The sequence below is a fragment of the Paenibacillus sp. Dod16 genome, from assembly GCF_049893405.1.
Classification (GTDB): domain Bacteria; phylum Bacillota; class Bacilli; order Paenibacillales; family Paenibacillaceae; genus Paenibacillus_AQ.
Window position 1 is genome coordinate 63,249 of sequence record NZ_JBNDYG010000014.1, and the last position, 18,764, is coordinate 82,012.

At 52.2% G+C, this 18,764-nt stretch carries 17 protein-coding genes; 12 read left to right on the forward strand and 5 right to left on the reverse strand.

Features of this window, described 5'->3' with window-relative positions; all coding sequences use genetic code 11:
* The first annotated feature begins 133 nt into the window (after positions 1-133).
* Positions 134-670, forward strand: coding sequence for an NAD(P)H-dependent oxidoreductase (locus ACPV3A_RS12770; RefSeq protein ID WP_426199861.1), 537 nt, complete (start codon positions 134-136; stop codon positions 668-670).
* A gap of 435 nt (positions 671-1,105) precedes the next feature.
* Here ACPV3A_RS12770 and ACPV3A_RS12775 read toward each other — a convergent pair whose 3' ends face one another.
* The 4 genes from ACPV3A_RS12775 to nikC form a co-directional block, all read right to left on the reverse strand.
* On the reverse strand, positions 1,106-2,110 hold the full coding sequence (locus ACPV3A_RS12775) for an ABC transporter ATP-binding protein (protein WP_426199862.1): 1,005 nt from the start codon (positions 2,108-2,110) through the stop codon (positions 1,106-1,108).
* Positions 2,107-3,120: an ABC transporter ATP-binding protein gene (locus ACPV3A_RS12780; protein WP_426199863.1), complete on the reverse strand. Its 1,014-nt coding sequence runs from the start codon at positions 3,118-3,120 to the stop codon at positions 2,107-2,109. Before ACPV3A_RS12780 ends, ACPV3A_RS12775 begins: the two co-directional genes overlap by 4 nt.
* Positions 3,121-4,507: 1,387 nt before the next feature.
* Positions 4,508-5,431 carry an ABC transporter permease gene (locus ACPV3A_RS12785; protein WP_012818632.1) on the reverse strand — a complete coding sequence of 308 codons (924 nt, stop codon included), beginning with the start codon at positions 5,429-5,431 and terminating at the stop codon, positions 4,508-4,510.
* 19 nt (positions 5,432-5,450) lie between these two features.
* Positions 5,451-6,347, reverse strand: coding sequence for a nickel transporter permease (gene nikC, locus ACPV3A_RS12790; protein WP_426199864.1), 897 nt, complete (start codon positions 6,345-6,347; stop codon positions 5,451-5,453).
* Between the two features lie 160 nt (positions 6,348-6,507).
* Between nikC and ACPV3A_RS12795 the strand changes: the two genes are divergently transcribed.
* The 11 genes from ACPV3A_RS12795 to ACPV3A_RS12845 all read left to right on the forward strand — a co-directional run bounded on the left by ACPV3A_RS12795 (position 6,508) and on the right by ACPV3A_RS12845 (position 17,199).
* A complete protein-coding gene (locus ACPV3A_RS12795; RefSeq protein WP_194540586.1) occupies positions 6,508-8,157 on the forward strand; it encodes a glutathione ABC transporter substrate-binding protein in 1,650 nt (549 codons plus the stop codon).
* 279 nt (positions 8,158-8,436) lie between these two features.
* Positions 8,437-8,769: an ArsR/SmtB family transcription factor gene (locus ACPV3A_RS12800; RefSeq protein ID WP_233354722.1), complete on the forward strand. Its 333-nt coding sequence runs from the start codon at positions 8,437-8,439 to the stop codon at positions 8,767-8,769.
* 74 nt (positions 8,770-8,843) lie between these two features.
* Positions 8,844-9,353: an SRPBCC family protein gene (locus tag ACPV3A_RS12805; protein WP_194540587.1), complete on the forward strand. Its 510-nt coding sequence runs from the start codon at positions 8,844-8,846 to the stop codon at positions 9,351-9,353.
* 14 nt (positions 9,354-9,367) lie between these two features.
* Positions 9,368-10,192, forward strand: a complete 825-nt coding sequence (locus ACPV3A_RS12810; protein ID WP_426199865.1) for an alpha/beta fold hydrolase — start codon at positions 9,368-9,370, stop codon at positions 10,190-10,192.
* Positions 10,193-10,277: 85 nt separating this feature from the next.
* Positions 10,278-10,490 (forward strand): hypothetical protein, encoded by a 213-nt coding sequence (locus tag ACPV3A_RS12815; protein WP_426199866.1) that lies wholly within the window; start codon positions 10,278-10,280, stop codon positions 10,488-10,490.
* 202 nt (positions 10,491-10,692) lie between these two features.
* Complete coding sequence (locus ACPV3A_RS12820; RefSeq protein ID WP_071219137.1) at positions 10,693-11,652, forward strand: LacI family DNA-binding transcriptional regulator; 960 nt, start codon at positions 10,693-10,695, stop codon at positions 11,650-11,652.
* Positions 11,653-11,816: 164 nt separating this feature from the next.
* A complete protein-coding gene (locus ACPV3A_RS12825; protein ID WP_113059164.1) occupies positions 11,817-13,079 on the forward strand; it encodes an ABC transporter substrate-binding protein in 1,263 nt (420 codons plus the stop codon).
* A 163-nt stretch (positions 13,080-13,242) separates the two neighbouring features.
* Positions 13,243-14,118, forward strand: coding sequence for a carbohydrate ABC transporter permease (locus ACPV3A_RS12830; RefSeq protein ID WP_071219135.1), 876 nt, complete (start codon positions 13,243-13,245; stop codon positions 14,116-14,118).
* The gene (locus ACPV3A_RS12835) at positions 14,118-14,954 is read left to right on the forward strand and encodes a carbohydrate ABC transporter permease (RefSeq protein WP_194540592.1); all 837 of its coding nucleotides are present in this window, start codon (positions 14,118-14,120) and stop codon (positions 14,952-14,954) included. The genes ACPV3A_RS12830 and ACPV3A_RS12835 overlap by 1 nt, the downstream gene beginning before the upstream one ends.
* On the forward strand, positions 14,951-15,712 hold the full coding sequence (locus tag ACPV3A_RS12840) for a polysaccharide deacetylase family protein (protein ID WP_220686802.1): 762 nt from the start codon (positions 14,951-14,953) through the stop codon (positions 15,710-15,712). The genes ACPV3A_RS12835 and ACPV3A_RS12840 overlap by 4 nt, the downstream gene beginning before the upstream one ends.
* Positions 15,713-15,771: 59 nt before the next feature.
* Positions 15,772-17,199 carry a serine hydrolase domain-containing protein gene (locus ACPV3A_RS12845; protein ID WP_259445500.1) on the forward strand — a complete coding sequence of 476 codons (1,428 nt, stop codon included), beginning with the start codon at positions 15,772-15,774 and terminating at the stop codon, positions 17,197-17,199.
* A gap of 43 nt (positions 17,200-17,242) precedes the next feature.
* On the opposite strand, the gene pruA is transcribed toward ACPV3A_RS12845, so the two are convergent.
* Complete coding sequence (pruA, locus tag ACPV3A_RS12850) at positions 17,243-18,745, reverse strand: L-glutamate gamma-semialdehyde dehydrogenase (protein ID WP_426199867.1); 1,503 nt, start codon at positions 18,743-18,745, stop codon at positions 17,243-17,245.
* Between the last annotated feature and the right edge of the window lie 19 nt (positions 18,746-18,764).

Below are 18,764 nucleotides of genomic sequence, written 5' to 3' on the forward strand. Positions count from 1 at the left end.
TTCCGCCCGCTATGTTCCTTGCTACAGTATCACAGACCGATAACGCTACCTGTGACTTTTCTCATATTCGGGTGTTATCCGGGCTTGATACCTTTTGTATACATATACGAGACAAAAAAAGGTGGGACCATACATGAGAACACTGGTAATCGTTGCACATCCGGGTCTGCATGAGGGATCAAGGATCAATCGCGAACTAATCGAAACGGTTATACATCATCATGAGGTGACGGTGCATGACCTCTATCAGCGGTATCCGGATGGACACATCGATATCGAGGCCGAACATCAATTGCTGCTCCAGCATGACCGCCTCGTGTTTCAATTCCCTTTTTGGTGGTACAGTTCTCCGCCCCTTCTGAAGCATTGGTTCGACGAGGTGCTGACCTTTGGATGGGCGTATGGTCCCGGTGGTGGCAAGCTCCAGGGAAAAGAGTGGGGCCTAGCCGTTACGACCGGCGGAGCCGCGGAAGCCTATGGCAGCGAAGGATACAACCGCTACACGGTGGAAGAGCTAACCCGGCCCTATGAAGTGACGGCGAGCCTGGTGGGCGCGTTGTACTTGCCGGTATTTACCGTTCATAATGCCATGCAGCTGACGGATGAAGAGCTGCGGCGTCATGCGAAGGATTTTGCGTTGTATGTTACAGGCGCGGCGAGATCCAGGTAAAGGGCTGCTAATGAAAAGCGTGCAGCTCCTGCAGTGATGGTTCGATTTATGGTTGAGGGTGGACAAAACGACAGAATGTAAGCTCCAAACTCCAAAATAGTGAATGTGGAGGCGGTAGCCCGTTGAAAGTGAATAACTGAATTGCTGATAAATTAGCCTGGCGGCGGAAGCTGCCGGGCTTTTCGGTGTTACTGGCAAATTTCTGTACATTCCGGCATATCCCGAGCGATCAGGGGAGGCTGTCACTTTTGGTTGCAATAAAAGTCTTCTGGAGCTGCGCGATTCTGTTTATAGGCTCGGTTGCTTTTCTCGTAGGAGATCATCCTTTGATTTCCGTTAGCAGGCTAAACTTTTGCAATAGAAAAAAAGCGAGACCTTGGGCTCTCGCTTTTTTCTCTTTTATAGAGAGGTGCCGTTATCCGTTCGGCGTATAAGCTACACCTTCTCCAGCGCACCGGCTGCGATCTCTTGGATATAGTGGCAGGCCGCCTGATGGCCTCCGCGCGCATCGACTTCTCGAAGCAACGGAGCTTCGGATCGGCAGCGATCCGTGGCATACATGCAGCGGGTATGAAACCGGCAGCCGGAAGGCGGGTTGATCGGGGACGGGACATCCCCCTTGAGAATGATGCGTTCCTTCTTGCGCTCGGGATCCAGTGTCGGGATGGCCGACAGCAGAGCGCGGGTGTAAGGATGCTGCGGGCGCCGGAAGAGGGAGTGCTTATCCGCGATTTCCATGATTTTCCCCAGATACATCACAATAATCCGGTCCGAAATATGCCGGACAACCCCGAGATCATGAGAGATAAACAGATAGGTCAGCTTGAATTCGGTTTGCAGCGACTTCATCAGATTGAGAACCTGTGCCTGGATGGACACGTCAAGCGCAGAAACCGCTTCATCGCTGATGATCAGCTTGGGATTCACGGACAAGGCGCGGGCGATCCCAATTCGCTGCCGTTGTCCGCCGCTGAATTCATGCGGGTACCGATTGGCTTGATAGGCGGCCAGGCCGACCGTTTCGAGAAGCTCGATGGCCCGTCCCCGCCGGTCCTTCTTTGGAACAACATTCTGAATGTCCATCGCTTCTTCCAGCACTTGCAGCGCTGTTTTCCTGGGATTCAGCGAAGCATAGGGGTCCTGAAAAATCATTTGCAAGTCTTTACGCCTTCGATTCATCTGGGCTTTGTTTAGGGAGAGCAGATCGCTTCCTTCGAACATCACCTCGCCGGAGGTCGGTTCGTCCAGCCTCAGGATAGCCCGGCCCGTGGTTGATTTGCCGCAGCCGGATTCGCCCACGATACTGACAGTTTCCCCCTCACGTACGGAGAACGAAATATCATCCACGGCTTTTACGACGTTGACGGTACGGCCCAGGACGCCGCCCTTGATCGGAAAATACTGCTTGAGATTTTTTACCGTTAACAGCTCTTTGCTCATGGCAGAACGTTCACCTCGCTTTCCGGCTCCCATTGATCGGTATATTTCCAACACCTGACTTGCTGGTTATCCTCCAGCGCCTGAAGCTCCGGCAGTTTGTCATAGCACAGCTTGATTGCATGGGGGCAGCGGGGGGCGAAGCGGCAGCCTTCCTGTGGGTCATAGGGACTTGGAACCGAGCCTTTAATCGGCTCCAGCGTTTCCTTATCGATATCATGCCGTGGCAGTGAGTTCATCAGGCCAATGGTGTAGGGGTGCTTCGGATGTTTGAATAGGGTCCGTACATCGGTATATTCCACGACTTTTCCGCAGTACATGACGGCTACTTCATCGCAGGTTTCCGCGACGATGCCCAGATCATGCGTGATAAAAATAATCGACATCTGCAGCTTCCGCTGCAGTTCTTTCATCAGCTCCAGAATTTGAGCCTGAATGGTCACGTCCAGCGCCGTGGTCGGCTCGTCTGCAATAAGCAGATCTGGATTGCATGCCAGCGCCATGGCAATCATGACACGTTGGCGCATACCGCCGGATAACTGGAAGGGGTATTGCCGGACTCTTTTTTCCGGAGAGGGAATGCCGACCAGTTTCAACATCTCAACGGCTTTGTCCATCGCTTGTTTTTTGCTCAGATTCTCATGGATTTGGTAGGCCTCCGCGATCTGATCGCCGACGGTGAAGACCGGGTTGAGCGATGTCATCGGCTCCTGGAAGATCATTGAGATCTGATTGCCCCTTATTTTGCGCATTTGCCGGTCCGATTGTTCGAGCAGATCCACACCGTTATATAGAATTTGGCCTCCGACGATTCGTCCCGGATGAAAGATTAGCCGCAGGATGGACAGGGACAATATGCTTTTTCCTGAACCGGATTCGCCCACGATCCCGAGCGTCCTCCCCTTGCGTACGGTTAGGCTGATATCATCCACAGCTTTTACTTCGCCCAGTTCGGTGAAAAAAGAGGTTCGCAGGTTCTTGATCGTAAGCAAGCTTGATGCGTGCTGTTCCATCTTGTCTAAGCTCCCTTCGCTTTCAATTGGCTTTGGAAATCGTGTGTCCGGATGGTCTCCCAAATGGATCGGTTTTCGGAAAATAGCGGATCGTGTGTCCGTGGACTCGCATATGGATCGGTTTTCGGTAAATAGCCGATCGTGTGTCCGTATGATACTCACCAACAGCTCGATTGGTCTGGATTAGCGATATTTGATGCTATTAGAGGACTGTAGTTCCGCTATTTCTTTGTTTTCTGCCTTTTAGTGGAGGTATGAGGACATGAGATCCGCTATTGCAAGATATTACAGGCTAAATTTGTGATTTTGGGTGCATTAACAGATCCTCTGTCCGGATGGTCTTCCAAATGGATCGGTTTTCGGAAAATAGCGGATCGTGTGTCCGTGGACTCGCAAATGGATCGGTTTTCGGTAAATAGCCGATCATGCATCCGTATGATACTCACCAACAGCTCGATTGGTCTGGATTAGCGATATTTGATGCTATTAGAGGACTGTGATTACGCTATTCCTTTGTTTTCTGCCCTTTAGTGGAGGTATGAGGACATGAGATCCGCTATTGCAAGATATTGGGGGCTAAATCCGTGATTTTAGGTGCATTAACGGATCCTCTGTTCGGATGGTCTTCCAAATGGATCGGTTTTCGGTAAATAGCGGATTGTGTGTCCGAAAGGCCCCCTAAACAGCTCGATTACAGTAATTAGTGGGTTAAATGTCCGCATAGCCTCGAAAATGGGTCGGTTATCAGCAAATAGCAGATCGTGTGTCCGAAAAGGCTCCCCCAACGGCTCGATTTCAGGTAACTAGTGGGTTAAAGATCCGCAATGGCCCGTAACTTCTATATATCGAAGGTGTGTATGGACTTAAAACGGTTCAGTATGGCTGCATTAGCGTAGTTGAGGACCGTGGTTCCGTTATTTCTTAATTCTTCGCCTTTTAGCAGCAGGTTGAGGACACCAGATCCGTTATTGTGAGAAATTCCAGGAGTAATCCGTGATTTTGGATGCATTAACGAATCGTGTGTCCGCGTGGATTCGAAAATGGCCCAATTATGGGCAAATAGCGGATCGTGTGTCCGAATGGACTCCCAGGTCGTGTGTCCTGATAGGCCCCAAATGTTCGATTAGCGGATCGTGTGTCCGAATGGGCTCCCAGGTCGTGTGTCCCGATAGGCCCCAAATGTTCGATTAACGGATCGTGTGTCCGAATGGACTCGCAAATGGATGGTTTTCGGTAAATAGCGGATCGTGTGTCCGTATGGGCCCCCAAACGGCTTGACTACAGTAATCAGTGGGTTATAAGTCCGCAAAATAGCTCGGTTTTCGCCAGATAGTGAATCCTGCCGTGTCCGTCTACACTCAAACCGCGATAGATGGAAAATCGCCAATCAATCGAAATCTATGCGTTTGTTGAAGTAGCGGTAGGAGATGTCCACGAGCAGGTTTACGAGCACGAACATGATCGAGAGCACCAGCACGGTTGCCTGTACGACCGGAAAATCCCTTGCCCGGATCGAGTCGATGACGTAGCGCCCCATGCCGTTCACGGCGAATACGGACTCGGTCAGCACCGCCCCGCCCAGCAGGCCGCCAAATTCCAGGCCGATGACGGTAATGACGGGAATCATGGCGTTTTTCAAGGCATGCCGGTAGATGATGACGCGCTCCCGGACGCCCTTGGCTTGGGCGGTTCGGATATAATCCTGGCCGATGACCTCCAGCATGCTGGACCGGGTCATTCGGGCAATAATGGCGGCGCCGCCGGTCCCGAGCGTGATCACGGGAAGGACGGTTTGCGACCACGTGCCCCAGCCGGAGGGACGGAACCAGCCCAAATCGACGGCAAAATATTGGATCAACATCAGCCCCAGCCAGAAATTTGGCATCGACAGTCCGAACAGGGCGATGAACATGACGCCAATATCGGCAGGCGAGCTTTTTTTGACGGCGGAGATGATGCCGGCCAGAATGCCGAGGAATACGGCCAGGATCGTAGAGTACACGGCAAGCTCGACGGTGATCCAGAACCGGCTTTTGAATATTTCATCGGCGATGGGGCGGCTGCTGCGGATCGAATCTCCCAAATCCCCCTGCAGCAAGCCGCTGACATAGTTCCAATACTGAAGCGGCAGCGGATCGTTCAATCCCAGGTTCTCGCGGATCTTCTCGACCTGCTCCTTGGGTGCCCCTTCCCCGATAATGACCTGCGCCGCGTCTCCCGGAATGAGATGCATCAGCAGGAAGACAACGATGGTTACGCCAATGACAACGGGTATCGTCTGAATCAGCCTTCGAATGGAATAGATGAGCATGGCCCGGCAGCTCCTTTCATTATTTTTTCATTTTCGGGTCAAGAACATCTCGCAAGCCGTCGCCCAGCAGATTAAACGCGATGACAACGAACACGATCGATAAACCGGGGAACAGGGCAACATGGGGGTGATCCATAATATAGTTGCGCCCATCATTCAGCATCGCTCCCCACTCCGGCGTCGGCGGCTGTGCGCCAAGACCGAGGAAGGACAGGCCGCTGGCGGTCAGGATAGCGACGGCAATCCGCAGCGTAGCCTGCACGATGATAGGGGATGTGATATTCGGCAATATATGCCCGAAGATGATTCGTCCATCGCTTGCGCCCAGCGAACGCATGGCATCAATATATTCGAGCTTGCGGACGGCCAGCGTCGAGCCGCGCACGACTCTGGCAAAGGTGGGGATCGAGAAGATGCTGACGGCGATGATCACGTTGAACAGATTTTTTCCAAGGACGCTGACAACCGCCAAAGCCAGCAGAATGCCGGGGAACGCCAGCATAACATCGGTAATTCTCATAATGAGCGCATCCCATTTACCTCCGTAATAGCCGGAGACGATTCCGAGCAAGACACCAAAGGCTGCTCCGATGATGACCGAGATAAAACCGACCGAGAGCGTGAGACGCATGCCATGGATAATCCTTGTAAAAATATCTCTTCCGTTGTGGTCCGTACCAAACCAGTGGGCAGAGGACGGCTTTAGCAGTTTCGTAGAATAATCCACTTTGGTCGGATCATACTGGGTGAGCAGGGGGCCGAAAATCGCGATAAGAATCATCAACAGGAGAAAACAGCCCCCGAATAAGGCTGCTTTGTTCTTCTTCAGACGGTGGTAGAAAGATTTCCATTGTGCAAGGCGGGTTCCACTAGGGAGCGATTCTTGTGCTCTGGCATCAGCGGTCATGTTAGGCACGTGAAATCATCCTTTCTCCAAGTATGGATGTCAGAATTGGTGTCGTAGAAACGTGAGGTAAATCTGGCTTCTACTGGTATAAATATCAAATAGTAAAATATATGTTAACTGTGTATAGAATATTTTCCTATTTTGATTGAGAAGGGGGAGTTTGTTTCACATGACAGGTAATAGAAGATTCAAATGGCTTGTCTGCATCCTGTTCATACTTACCGTAATGATGTCGGCGTGCGGCAGTCCAAGCAAGAGCAGTAACCCCGAAACGCCGCCAAGCGGCACCAATACGCCAGCTCCTGAGCCGGGGGCCAAAGATCCTCCCGAAGGAACGGCCAATACCGGTGCGAATGAGCTTGTGATTGCCTGGCTTTCTGATCCGCCATCCATGGACCCTCATATGTCGACGGACCAGCAAACGAGCGTAATGACAACGCATATCTATAACACGCTGGTGATTCATGATAAGGATCTGAATATTCAACCGGGGCTTGCCGAGAGCTGGAAAGCAATCGATGAATTGACCTGGGAGTTCAAGCTGAGAGAAGGCGTGAAGTTTACCGACGGCTCTCCATTCAATGCAGAGGTAGTCAAAGCCAACATTGATCGTATGCAGGATCCGGAGGTTGCTTCTCCCCGCGCATCGCTTGTCGGCATGATTAAAGAGGTTAAAGTTGTTGACGAATACACGGTGCAGCTCGTGACCGAGTATGCCTTCTCGCCGCTGCTTGCCCATCTGGCCCATTCTGCGGTGAGCATGATTAGTGCGGAAGCCATCAAGCTGGATTACGAGAAGCTGAAGGCAGGAGAGAAAGCAGGCGCGTATCTGGCACAGAACCCTGTAGGCACGGGCGTATTCAAATTAGAGAGCTGGAACCCGGGACAGGAAGTGAAGCTGGTTGCGAATGCCGATTATTGGGGAGATAAAGCGAAGGTTGAACGGGTCACGTTCAAGGTCGTAAGCGAAGAGGGAACGCGGATCGCGGAGCTGGAAACCGGCTATGCGCATATTATCGATCCGGTGTCGCCGAGCAGCATCAGCCGCATTGAGAGCACGGACGGCATGTCCCTGAACCGTCAGGCATCGCTGAGTCTGTCTTATATCGGGTTTAACAATAACAAAGAGCCGTTCAACGATGTGCGGGTGCGGCAAGCCCTATCGATGGCCATCAATAAGGATGAGATCATCTCGGGCATCTACGAAGGCACGGGCATCCCTGCCGTCGGTCCGCTGGCACCGGACGTGAACGGGTATGATGCTACCGTCAAGCCGATTGAACATAACATCGACAAAGCGAAAGAGCTAATGAAAGAGGCCGGCTACGAGGGTGGCTTCTCGACGACCATCTGGACCAATGACAATCCGGAACGGATTAAGATCGCCGAGTACGTACAATCCAAGCTGAAGGAATTGAACGTCGAAGTCAAAATCGAAGTGGTGGAGTGGGGAGCATATCTGGCCCAAACCGCGGAAGGCAAGCATGATATGTTTGTTCTCGGATGGTCCACGGTAACGGCTGATGCCGACTATGGCATGTATGAATTGTTCCATTCCAAAAATGTAGGGGAGCCGGGCAACCGTACCTTTACGAAGGATCCGGAACTGGATAAACTGCTCGATGACGGGCGCAAAGAGAATGATCCGGAGAAGCGCAAGCTCATCTATAAACAGGCGCAGGAGAAGCTGGTTGAGTTAGCGCCGATGCTGTATATCCATCATCAGGAGTATTTAAACGGAGTCAGCAGCAAGGTGGAGGGCTTCTGGCGGCATCCGAACGGCATCATGCAGCTGCATCAGGTGTCCATTCAGCCATAAGGATGTCTGAAAGCTTTATAGCTTTGAATGATCGTAATTTATAGAGTAGTTTATAGCAAAGAGGCCGCTATAGTGGGCCTCTTTTTTAATGTTTTTAGAGCCCCTGGACAGGTGAGCAGGGCCTAGCCACTGGATCATTAGCGTGCTCATCTGGGTATCTGGATAAACCCTGCAGCATGCAGAGTGAACGGTTGCCATGTTTTTTGATGTCAAAAAATGATGTGAAAAAATTCTATACATTCATTGACATGTATATACGCTTAAGTGTATATTTAAATCATGAATACATCAGCTATGCAATTAACCCTGTTTACGATCTCAGAGCCGAACCGCTTCAACATCGTTGAGCTCTTAAAGCAAGGCTCGAGATCGGTCAGCGACATCGTAGAGATTCTGGGCATCGGCCAGCCCCAAGTATCCCGCCATCTGCGGATACTGAGCGAGGCCGGGCTGGTAAAAGTCCGTAAGAAGGCACAGCAGCGCATCTATAGTCTTGAAGCCCAGCCGTTTCAGGAGCTGGACGTCTGGTTCGATTCGTTCAGTCGACTATGGGAAGAAAGACTCGACAAGTTCGAGGACTATATGAGCGACTTCAACGGAAAGGAGAGTTAATCAATTTTTTAGTAGATCCACAGGAAATTACGGCTCTGCGCGCAGAGCCGATTTCACAGAGAGGAGGAATTCATATGGGTAGAAAGACCATTGTCACGAAAGACCGGGAGCAGCGGAAGCTGATCGTGGAGCGTGTCGTATCGATACCGCTGAAGATGTCCTGGCTGGGATGGACTAAGCCGGAACACATCGAACGCTGGTGGGGGCCAAAGAATTGGAGTGCCACGGTATACGAGATGGATGTCAGACCGGGCGGCGTATGGCGCTACAAACTGGCTCCCGATGCGGTGGGAGAAGGGGAAGAAGCCTTCTGCAAGGCGACCTACTCCGAAGTGGTGGAGTTATCGAGGCTCGTATTTACAGACACATTCACGGATCAGAACTGGAATTCCGTAGCAGGCAGCGACATGTTGACCTCGGTTGCGTTTGAAGAGGACGGAGACGGAACCAGGCTAAGCATCATAACCCATTTTGCAAGTGCGAAGGAACTGGAAGCTGCGGAAGTCATGGGAATGGTGGAAGGATACACGGATACGCTGGAACGGTTCGAGGACGAAATAAGTTTGTACATAAAAGGACAATAAAAGGGGAGATGATCATGAACTACGTGATATCGAATGACGGTACCCGAATTTTTTATGAAAAGAAAGGGGCTGGTCCGGCTGTTATCCTTGTAGCTGCTGCAGCTTCGGATCACAACGATACAAAGCGCCTTGGTGAGCTTCTATCTGAACATTTTACCGTCTACAATTATGATCGACGGGGACGAGGCAGCAGTACGGATACGGCTCCGTATGCCGTTGAACGTGAGATCGAAGATATCGATTCCCTTATTCGGGAGGCGGGCGGCAGCGCGTATGTATTCGGAAGTTCTTCGGGCGCTGTTCTGGTGCTGGATGCGGCGAGCAGACTCGGAGGCAGTAAAGTTAGAAAACTGTTTTTATATGAGCCGCCGTTTATCATTGACGATAGCCGTGAACCTGTACCGGCGGAATACGTGCAGCATTTGAATGCGCTGATGGCCGAACATCGACGCAGCGATGCCGTAGAATATTTCATGACGGCAGCGCTGGGAATCCCCGCGGAATATATAGAATTCATGAAGGCAGATCCTTCTTGGCAGGTCATGGAGGGCATGGCGCATACATTGGCCTATGACGGCATGATCATGGGGAGCACGCAATCCGGTCAACCGCTGCCAACGGCTCGCTGGGATGTCGACGTTCCGGTCATGGTGATGACGGGCGAGAACAGCGGACCTATGTTCCATGGGGCCGCGAGCGCATTGGTTGACTTGCTCCCTCAGTGCGAGCATCGGATGCTGTCTGGTCAGGACCATTCTGCCGTCGTGATGGCGCCGGAAGTGCTGGCTCCCGAGGTGTCGGGTTTTCTGCAGCCTTCGGCAGATCAAATACCGAGATAAGTGTGATTGGCTCGTCAAGAAACCGTGACCCTTAGGGTCACGGTTTTTCCCGTTCCGGTCGAAGTATTTATTCGGTCTTCTCAAATTGCTCAATAAAATGATTAAAGGCGCTGGTGCGAAACAGGCTGCGCCGGAATACAAAATGGACCTTGGAGCTGCGATACCGCTTGGGATTTGGAAGGCCTGCAATTTCCCGGCATCGACCCAGTCCTTAACGGAAGAACGCGTTAGCAGCGAGATACCCAGCCCGGCGGCAACACCGCCCATGATGGTGATGAGTGGCATCTACCTGATTTAGCAGGTCACGGCGATGGATTCCCGTGGCCTGCTTTTTGCTGTGACGAACAAAGGGCTTCTGGCCTGAGCAGCGTATCATGAAAAACAATGATAAGGATGATAATGCAAGGAAAATCTCATCCAAGCAAAATAAGTAAATTTTATTAAAAATAAATCCATGTTATATTAAATTTACTAACGCCTTTGGAGAGGGGATAGGATTCATGAGTGGTTTGAAGGAAATTGCAAAGCTCGCGGATGTCTCGGTGTCTACAGTGTCCAACGTGCTGAACGGGCGCAAGAACGTGGGGCGGGAGACGAGGGAGCGAGTGCTGAGATTATGCTCGGAGCACGGCTATTTTCCGCATAAGTCAACCAAATCCGATAAAAGCAACACGATTATATTCGTCTTCAGCGACTTTGATCGCGATTATTATTTAAAAATCATTAAGGGGATCAGCCATTGCCTGACGGAGAATGGATACGACCTTATCATCTGTACGAACAAATCCAGCACCAATTTTATGCGCAGCAAATTTGCAAGCGGTACCATAAGTTTGGATCGGAATATGACGGACGAATATTTAGTCTCGGTAGCCACGCCGCAATTCCCTGTCGTTCTCATGGATCGGATTATTGATAATGAGTACGCCAACACCAAAAGCGTGATCGTGGACAATTACCCCGTCATGTGTGAAATGGTCCAGGCCTTGGTGGATAAACAGTTTACGAATTTCGGATACATCGGCGGTTTGGAGTTTACCCTGGATCACAAGGAGCGGTTCGCCGGATTTATGGATACGCTTGCGAAGAATGGCATCGTGTTTGACCGCCGCAATTACTTCCATGGCGATTACAGCGAGGAAAGCGGATATCAGGCCGCCAAAATTCTGATCCTGAGCAATGCCTTGCCTGAAGTGCTGGTCTGTGCGAATGATAATATGGCTCTCGGCGCGATTAAAGCTTTGGAAGAGAACGGAATACGGGTCCCGGAGGATATCTCGATCACCGGATTCGATAACTCGGATGCGGCGGCGATGGCCGGTTTGACCACGATTGCGATCCCGCGTTATGAAAGCGGTTATTTGGCGGCGAAGGAGCTGCTCGAGATGATCAAGGGCACAACGGGCAGGGAGCCCTTTAAGCTGAATGCCACCATCCAGTGGAGAAAAACGGTGAGATAAACTTTATGATTGCAACTAGTAAAATATCAATAATTTTACTAGTTTTTTTACTTAGTATTTTTATGAAAACGCGTACAATTTTTATTGACAATCTAGGTAAACCGCCCTATGATGGGTTTGTAAACGTTTTACTTTATAGAGTCCTTAAGGGGGAGGCGTGTCACTTGAAAAAAGTAAAAAAGGTATTTAGCATACTTACAGCAACGGCTTTGGTTGCAACACTTGCAGCCTGCGGTGGTACATCTGACAAAGATTCTGGAGCAGCATCCGGTGGTGATGGGGGAGATAAGCTGAAGAAAATTACGCTCTTCCAATCGAAAGTTGAAATTACAGAACCTCTTGAAGCTTTGGTTAAAACCTATAAAGAAGAAACCGGCAATGAGGTTGAAGTATGGGGTGCCGCAGGAGACGCTTATTCGCAGCAGCTGGTAGCGAAGCTCAGCAGCAACCAGGGACCGACGATATTCAGCGTGGCTCCAGGGCCCGAGTCCGAGAAGCTGAAATCTTATTTCTCCGATTTGAGCGGCGAAGAGTATGTGAAGAACATCGCGCCTGACATGGAATTGAAGGTCGATGATAAAACGGTCGGCGTTCCATACGGCGTAGAGGGCTTCGGCCTCGTGTATAACAAGGATCTGGTGGATCCGGCTAACATGAAGGACCTGGATTCCTTCACCAAGACGCTGGAGCAGCTGAAGGCTGACGGGAAGAACGGTTTGAGCCTGTCCCAAGAGGCATACTTCCTGATCGGACATATCATCAACACGCCGTTTGCGCTTCAATCCGATCCGCTGGCCTTTATCGACCAGTTGAACAAAGGCGAAGTGAAGATGGCCGATACGAAGGAGTTCCAAGAGTGGGCGAAATTCATGGACGTGATCAAGGCCAACACCAAGAATCCGCTGGAAGTGAAATACGATAGCCAAATGGGCGACTTCGCTACGGAAAAAACGGCTATGGTGCACCAAGGCAACTGGAGTTATTCCATGCTTGCGGACTTCGGCGATTTCGGCTCCAAGGTGGGCATGATGCCGTTCCCGCTTGCCGGCAACGATAAAATCGCCGTCGGCGTGGCCAGCTACTGGGTCGTGAACAATCAGGCGGACGCTGAGGAAGTTAAAGCCGCGAACGCATTCCTGAACTGGCTCTTTACTAGCGACAGCGGCAAGAAAGCCATCGTGGACGATTTCAAATTCATCCCGGCTCTAACGAATATTGAAGCAGGCGATCTGGATCCATTGTCTCAAGCGGTGCACGAAGCAACCACGAAGGGTGAGACGATCACTTGGGCGTTGAACTACTTCCCATCGGGAATCATCACCAATGACCTGGCTCCAGCTACGCAGGAGTACTTCATGAATCCGGGCATGACAGGAGAGCAGTTCCTGCAGAAGCTGGATGAAGTGTGGGCGAAAGCATCGAAATAATCGAGGCAAAACGATAACCACCTGAAATAACAATTCCATGAAAATGAAAGCCTAGCCTCAGACGTTCCGATGATGAGCGTTAGGCTTTTGTTTTTTCTATCACGAATTCAAGGTTTGATGCCGCCTTGCGGGAATCATCCGGAACGGAAAGAAGGTATGGATTATGAGCAAAAGAAAGGATAAAGCCTGGTTTGCCCTATTTACGGTGCCGCTTCTGTTTATTTTCACGACCGTGGTTCTCATCCCGTTTATTATCGGGATTGTGTACTCTTTCGTAAATTGGGATGGCATTCCGGCAAATCCCAAAGTATTCGTAGGATTTGATAATTACGTTCAGCTGTTCCAGGACGAACGATTCCTGTCATCGGCTTGGCATACGGTTCAATTCACGCTGCTCGCGCTGGTATGCGTCAACATTCTGGGACTGGCCTTTGCCCTGCTGGTAACGACGAAGCTCCGCTCGAGAAATGCGGCGCGAACGATGTTCTTTATGCCAAACCTCATCGGCGGCCTGATTTTGGGATACATCTGGCAGTTTATTTTTACGGATGCCTTCAGCTTCCTGGGCGAGAAGACCGGATTTGACAGCGTGTTCTTTAACTGGCTGCTGCATCCGCAGTTTGCGCTGTACGCCATCGTCGCCGTATTCACCTGGCAGCTGGCGGGTTATACGATGATCATCTACATCGCGGGCATCCAGGGGATTCCGGATGAGCTGATGGAGGCAGCGAAGGTCGACGGCGCCAACCTGTGGCAGCGACTCAAGAGCATTGTGTTCCCGCTGTTAATGCCTTCGTTCACGATCTGTCTGTTCCTGACGCTGTCCGGGGCGTTCAAAATCTATGACGTGAACCTGTCGTTGACCAAGGGCGGACCGAGCAATGCGACGGAGATGTTTGCGATGAATATTTTCAACGAGATTTTTGCTTATGGTAATTATGGTTTAGGTCAGGCAAAAGCGATCATCTTCTTCCTGATTGTGGCCGGACTTACGCTGACGCAAGTTATCATCACGAAGAGAAGAGAGGTGCAGATGTAATGAAGAAATCAGGGAAATGGCTGCTCGACATCCTGCTGTTCCTCGCCTCGCTGGTCTTCTTGTCTCCGGTCTTCATCATGCTGATTAACTCTTTTAAGGATCGTGCGGAGCTGTATGAGAATGCGCTCGCGCTGCCTTCCTCCTTCAGCTTTGAGTACTATAAATCCGCGATGGAGAAGATGAATTTCTTCACCGCTCTGGGCAACTCGCTGTATGTCACCGTCATCTCGGTGATTATCGTCATCGTGCTTGCCTCCATGACGGCATGGATGCTGGTGCGGACGGATAATAAGCTGAGCAAAATTATTTTCTTCACCTTCGTGGCGACCATGCTGATTCCCTTCCAGACGCTGATGATGCCGCTGATGCAGGTGATGGACTGGATTCGCACCAATCTGCACATTCCGATGCTCAACACTCATGAGGGCTTGATCTATATGAACGTCGGCTTTACGTCCAGTATGGCGGTCTTCCTGTACCACGGGTTCATCAAATCGGTACCGATTGCGCTGGAGGAGGCAGCTACGCTGGACGGCTGCTCCAAGCTGGGCGTGTTCTGGCGAATCGTGTTCCCGCTGCTGAAGAACATCAGCGTGACCATCGCGATCCTGAACGTCATTGCGCTGTGGAACGACTACCTGCTTCCATCGCTGACGCTGTCGGATAAAGGGCTGCGCACAATCCCGCTGTCGACCTTCTATTTCTTCGGGGAGTTCACGATTGTGTGGAACCAGGCGATGGCCGGTTTGACGCTGACGATCATCCCGGTTGTCATTTTCTATATTTTCGCCCAGAAATACATCATCAAAGGGATTGCGGCAGGTGCGGTAAAATGAGGCGGATCATTACGAGGGCCGACGATTATGCTTCCAGCCGTTCCGCCAATGCTGCGATTGCCAAGGCCGTTGAGGCCGGATTCATTAAAAACGTGTCCATCATGGCGCCCGGTCCTTATCTTGGTGAGGCCGCGCAGCTGTTGGCGCATCGCAAGGACATCTGCTTCGGTTTCCATATGACGCTGAACGCGGAGTGGGATAACGTACGCTGGGGACCTGTTGCCGCGAAGGAACAGGTTCCTTCGCTTGTCGATGAGTCCGGTTATTTCTATCAGGATCCGTTCCTGTTTCAGGATCATCCGCCTTTGCTGCAGGAGATCCTCCTGGAATGCGAAGCCCAGCTTGATAAACTGACTGCAGCAGGCTTCAGCATTTCTTATGCCGATTCTCATATGCTGCCGGAGCGCTTCATACCCGGGCTGCAGGAAGAGCTGGACCGCTGGATTGAAGCGAAGGGGCTAATCAACCATCGCCATTACTACAATTTTTTCCCGGGCGGCGTGCCGGACGGGGTTGAGTCGTTTGAAAGGGTGCTTGGCAGCTTAACGGATGACCAGTATTTCTTCCTGTCCCATCCGGCATTGTATTCGGAGGAAATGGTGCAGTGCGGCAATGCTCGAGTGGATGGGGAGGAGCTGGCGCGCGGACGCGATCAGGAGGCTTCTTTTCTTGCACGGGAGGACTTGAATGAGATTAGTGAGCGGCTTGGTTTTCGTGCCATACGTTATGATGAAGCGGTGCCATTACCTGGTGTATAATGGAAGGGTCATAATGAAATTATTTTATTGATACAGGGAGAGGCGAAAGGAAGATGAACATGAAAACGGTTCAATTATTGCCAAGAAGCACCCCCGAAAATCAAGGAATCCCATCTCAGTCAATCGAACGCTTTATCCGATCGATTCAGGAAAAGGAGCTTGAACTCCACAGCTTCATGCTGGTACGGCATGGACATGTCGTGGCGGAAGGCTGGTGGAAGCCGTATCAGGCGGACAAACCGCATATGCTGTTCTCGTTAAGCAAGAGCTTTACTTCTACGGCGATCGGACTGCTCGCCCAAGAGGGACAGATTGCACTGGAGGACCGGGTGATCGGCTTCTTTCCGGAATACGCTCCTGAAGATCCCTCCCCGAATCTGTCCGCGATGACGATACGCGACTTGCTTATCATGGGAACCGGACACGCGCAGGAGCCTGCCATGCCATCCGATATTTGGGCGGCCGACTTTCTTAAACAAGCGGTAGAGCATGAGCCCGGTACCCACTTTGTATATAACAGCGCAGCGACGTACATGCTTTCGGCCATTCTGCAGAAGGTTACCGGCATCACGCTGCTGGATTATTTGCAGCCTCGCCTGTTCGACCCGCTTGGCATTCATGGAGCCACATGGGAAAGCTGTCCGCAGGGAATCAACACCGGCGGATGGGGACTTAAGCTGAAGACCGAGGACATTGCCAAGTTCGGCCAGCTTTATCTTCAGAAGGGCGTATGGGAAGGCCAGCGGCTGATCCCGGAGGCGTGGATCGAGGAGGCGACCTCCAAACAGATATCCAACGGACCTGCGGATTCCTCTTCGGATTGGACCGAAGGGTACGGCTATCAATTCTGGATGTGCCGACACGGGGCTTACCGCGGCGACGGCGCATTCGGACAATTCTGCGTCGTGCTGCCGGAGCAGGATGCGGTCATAGCGATTACCTCCGGCCTTGGGGACATGCAGGCCGTGCTAGATGAAGCATGGGAGCATCTGCAACCTTCGATGAGGCCTGATGCGCTGCCGACCGACACCGGAGCGGAGGCTTCTCTTACTGGAATGCTGCAAGCGCTGAAGCTGGATCCGCCAAGCGAAGAGGCGGCATCCCCGGTCGAGAAGGACGTCACCGGGATCGTCTATGATCTCGAAGAGAATGAGGCGAAGCTGCGTTCGTTCTCCGTCCGGTTTGAAGAAGACGGCGCGGTAATGGAGCTTGAGGGGGAACACGGCGTCAATTCGGTTGTCTGTGGTCGCAACGCGTGGAAGACGGGAACCACGAAGCTGATGATGATGGGGGATAATGAATATGCTGCCTCCATGACCTGGAAGGATGAGCGGACGTTGAAGCTGACCATCCGACTGACAGAGACGCCATTCTACTTAACCACGGAATGCACCTTTGGTGAGGAAGGCATTCATCTTGCGTACTGGATGAATCAATCGTTCGAGGGCAAGGTGGTCCGGGAGATTAAGGGCAAGGTTAAGGCGTAAAGCCGGTAAAAGAATCGCTGTACATAAAGAAACCTCTCCATTGTTAGTCACGCCCGCCGGCTTTGGAGTCGGTCCCGGACATATTGAAGCCGCCGAACGGGTGGATGCCCACCAAGGCGCCGGTGCATTTCCGGTTCAAATACAGGTTGCCGACATGGAAGTCGCGCCGGGCTTGCTCCAGGTGCGCGCGGTTGTTCGAGATCACCGCGCCGGTCAGCCCATAATCGGTATTGTTGGCGAATCGGATCGCTTCGTCGAAGGAGGCTGCCTTCGTGAAGGCCACGACCGGACCAAAGATTTCCTCCTGGGAAATACGGGCGGTGCTGGCGACGTCCGCGAAGATCGTCGGCTGTATGAAATACCCCTCCGGATCGCCGGGAAAACCGCCAAGCACCAGCCTACCTTCGCTTTTCCCGATTTCGATATAGTCGAGAATTTTACGGTACGCCTTATCGTCGATGACGGGTCCTACCTGAGCCTCGGCATTGGAGGGGCTTCCGATCACCAGCTTCTTGGAGCGGTCGATCACCTTCTGCAGCACGATATCATAGACGTCCTCGTGCACGATGGCTCTGGAGCAGGCAGAGCATTTCTGACCGGAGAAGCCGAATGCGGAAGCGGCAATCGCGTCCGCCGCGAGCTCCAAATCGGCTTCGTTGTCCACGATGATTGCGTCTTTCCCGCCCATTTCGGCGATGACGCGCTTAATCCATCGTTGCCCCGGCTGCGTCTTGGCCGCGCGTTCCTGAATCCGCAGTCCGACGTCGCGTGACCCCGTAAAGCTGATAAATCTGGTCAATGGGTGATCCACCAAATAGTCGCCCACTGCCTGACCCGGGCCAGGCAGGAAATTAACGACGCCCGGAGGCAGGCTGACCTCTTCCAGTAGCTCTACGAATTTAGCGGCTATGACCGGGGTGGTGCTGGCTGGCTTCAGCACAACGGTGTTGCCGGAGACGATGGCAGCCGTTGTCATGCCGGCCATAATCGCGAGCGGGAAGTTCCACGGCGGAATGACGATGCCGACGCCAAGCGGGATGTAATAGAGATGATTCTCTTCCTCCTCGTGGACCGTCAGCGGCTGGGGCGCGCTCAGGCGCTGCATTTCGCGTGCATAGAATTCCATGAAATCGATCGCCTCGGCCGTATCGGCGTCGGCTTCGGCACGCGTCTTGCCGGCTTCGAGAGTCATGAGCGCGGAGAACTCGAGCTTTCGCCGCCGCATGATCGCCGCGGCTTTGAACAGATAGCGTGCCCGTTCGCTCGGCTCGGTGTGCTTCCACGTCTCAAAGGTACGCGCTGCCGTCTGAATGGCTTGTTCGGCAAGCTCGGTATCCGCCTGGGACACGACGCCGATGACTTGGCGTTTGCGCGCCGGATTGACCGAATTTGCGGTGCGCTCCGTATGGATTTTGGCACCGCCGATGACCAGCGGGTACGATTGGCCAAGCTCGGCTTCGACCCCGGATAACGCCGCGTCGTATAACTTGTTGTTCCATTCGTTGTTGAAGTCCATAAATGGTTCGTTCCGAAAAGATGCTCGCATGGGGAGGCCCCTCCTTAAC

Excerpts from the sequence above, each read along its gene's own strand:
- ACPV3A_RS12770 (WP_426199861.1), top strand. The coding sequence starts at position 134 with ATGAGAACACTGGTAATCGTTGCACATCCGGGTCTGCATGAGGGATCA.
- ACPV3A_RS12775 (WP_426199862.1), bottom strand. The coding sequence starts at position 2,110 with ATGAGCAAAGAGCTGTTAACGGTAAAAAATCTCAAGCAGTATTTTCCG.
- ACPV3A_RS12780 (WP_426199863.1), bottom strand. The coding sequence starts at position 3,120 with ATGGAACAGCACGCATCAAGCTTGCTTACGATCAAGAACCTGCGAACC.
- ACPV3A_RS12785 (WP_012818632.1), bottom strand. The coding sequence starts at position 5,431 with ATGCTCATCTATTCCATTCGAAGGCTGATTCAGACGATACCCGTTGTC.
- ACPV3A_RS12795 (WP_194540586.1), top strand. The coding sequence starts at position 6,508 with ATGACAGGTAATAGAAGATTCAAATGGCTTGTCTGCATCCTGTTCATA.
- ACPV3A_RS12800 (WP_233354722.1), top strand. The coding sequence starts at position 8,437 with ATGAATACATCAGCTATGCAATTAACCCTGTTTACGATCTCAGAGCCG.
- ACPV3A_RS12805 (WP_194540587.1), top strand. The coding sequence starts at position 8,844 with ATGGGTAGAAAGACCATTGTCACGAAAGACCGGGAGCAGCGGAAGCTG.
- ACPV3A_RS12810 (WP_426199865.1), top strand. The coding sequence starts at position 9,368 with ATGAACTACGTGATATCGAATGACGGTACCCGAATTTTTTATGAAAAG.
- ACPV3A_RS12820 (WP_071219137.1), top strand. The coding sequence starts at position 10,693 with ATGAGTGGTTTGAAGGAAATTGCAAAGCTCGCGGATGTCTCGGTGTCT.
- ACPV3A_RS12830 (WP_071219135.1), top strand. The coding sequence starts at position 13,243 with ATGAGCAAAAGAAAGGATAAAGCCTGGTTTGCCCTATTTACGGTGCCG.
- ACPV3A_RS12835 (WP_194540592.1), top strand. The coding sequence starts at position 14,118 with ATGAAGAAATCAGGGAAATGGCTGCTCGACATCCTGCTGTTCCTCGCC.
- ACPV3A_RS12840 (WP_220686802.1), top strand. The coding sequence starts at position 14,951 with ATGAGGCGGATCATTACGAGGGCCGACGATTATGCTTCCAGCCGTTCC.
- ACPV3A_RS12845 (WP_259445500.1), top strand. The coding sequence starts at position 15,772 with ATGAAAACGGTTCAATTATTGCCAAGAAGCACCCCCGAAAATCAAGGA.
- pruA (WP_426199867.1), bottom strand. The coding sequence starts at position 18,745 with ATGCGAGCATCTTTTCGGAACGAACCATTTATGGACTTCAACAACGAA.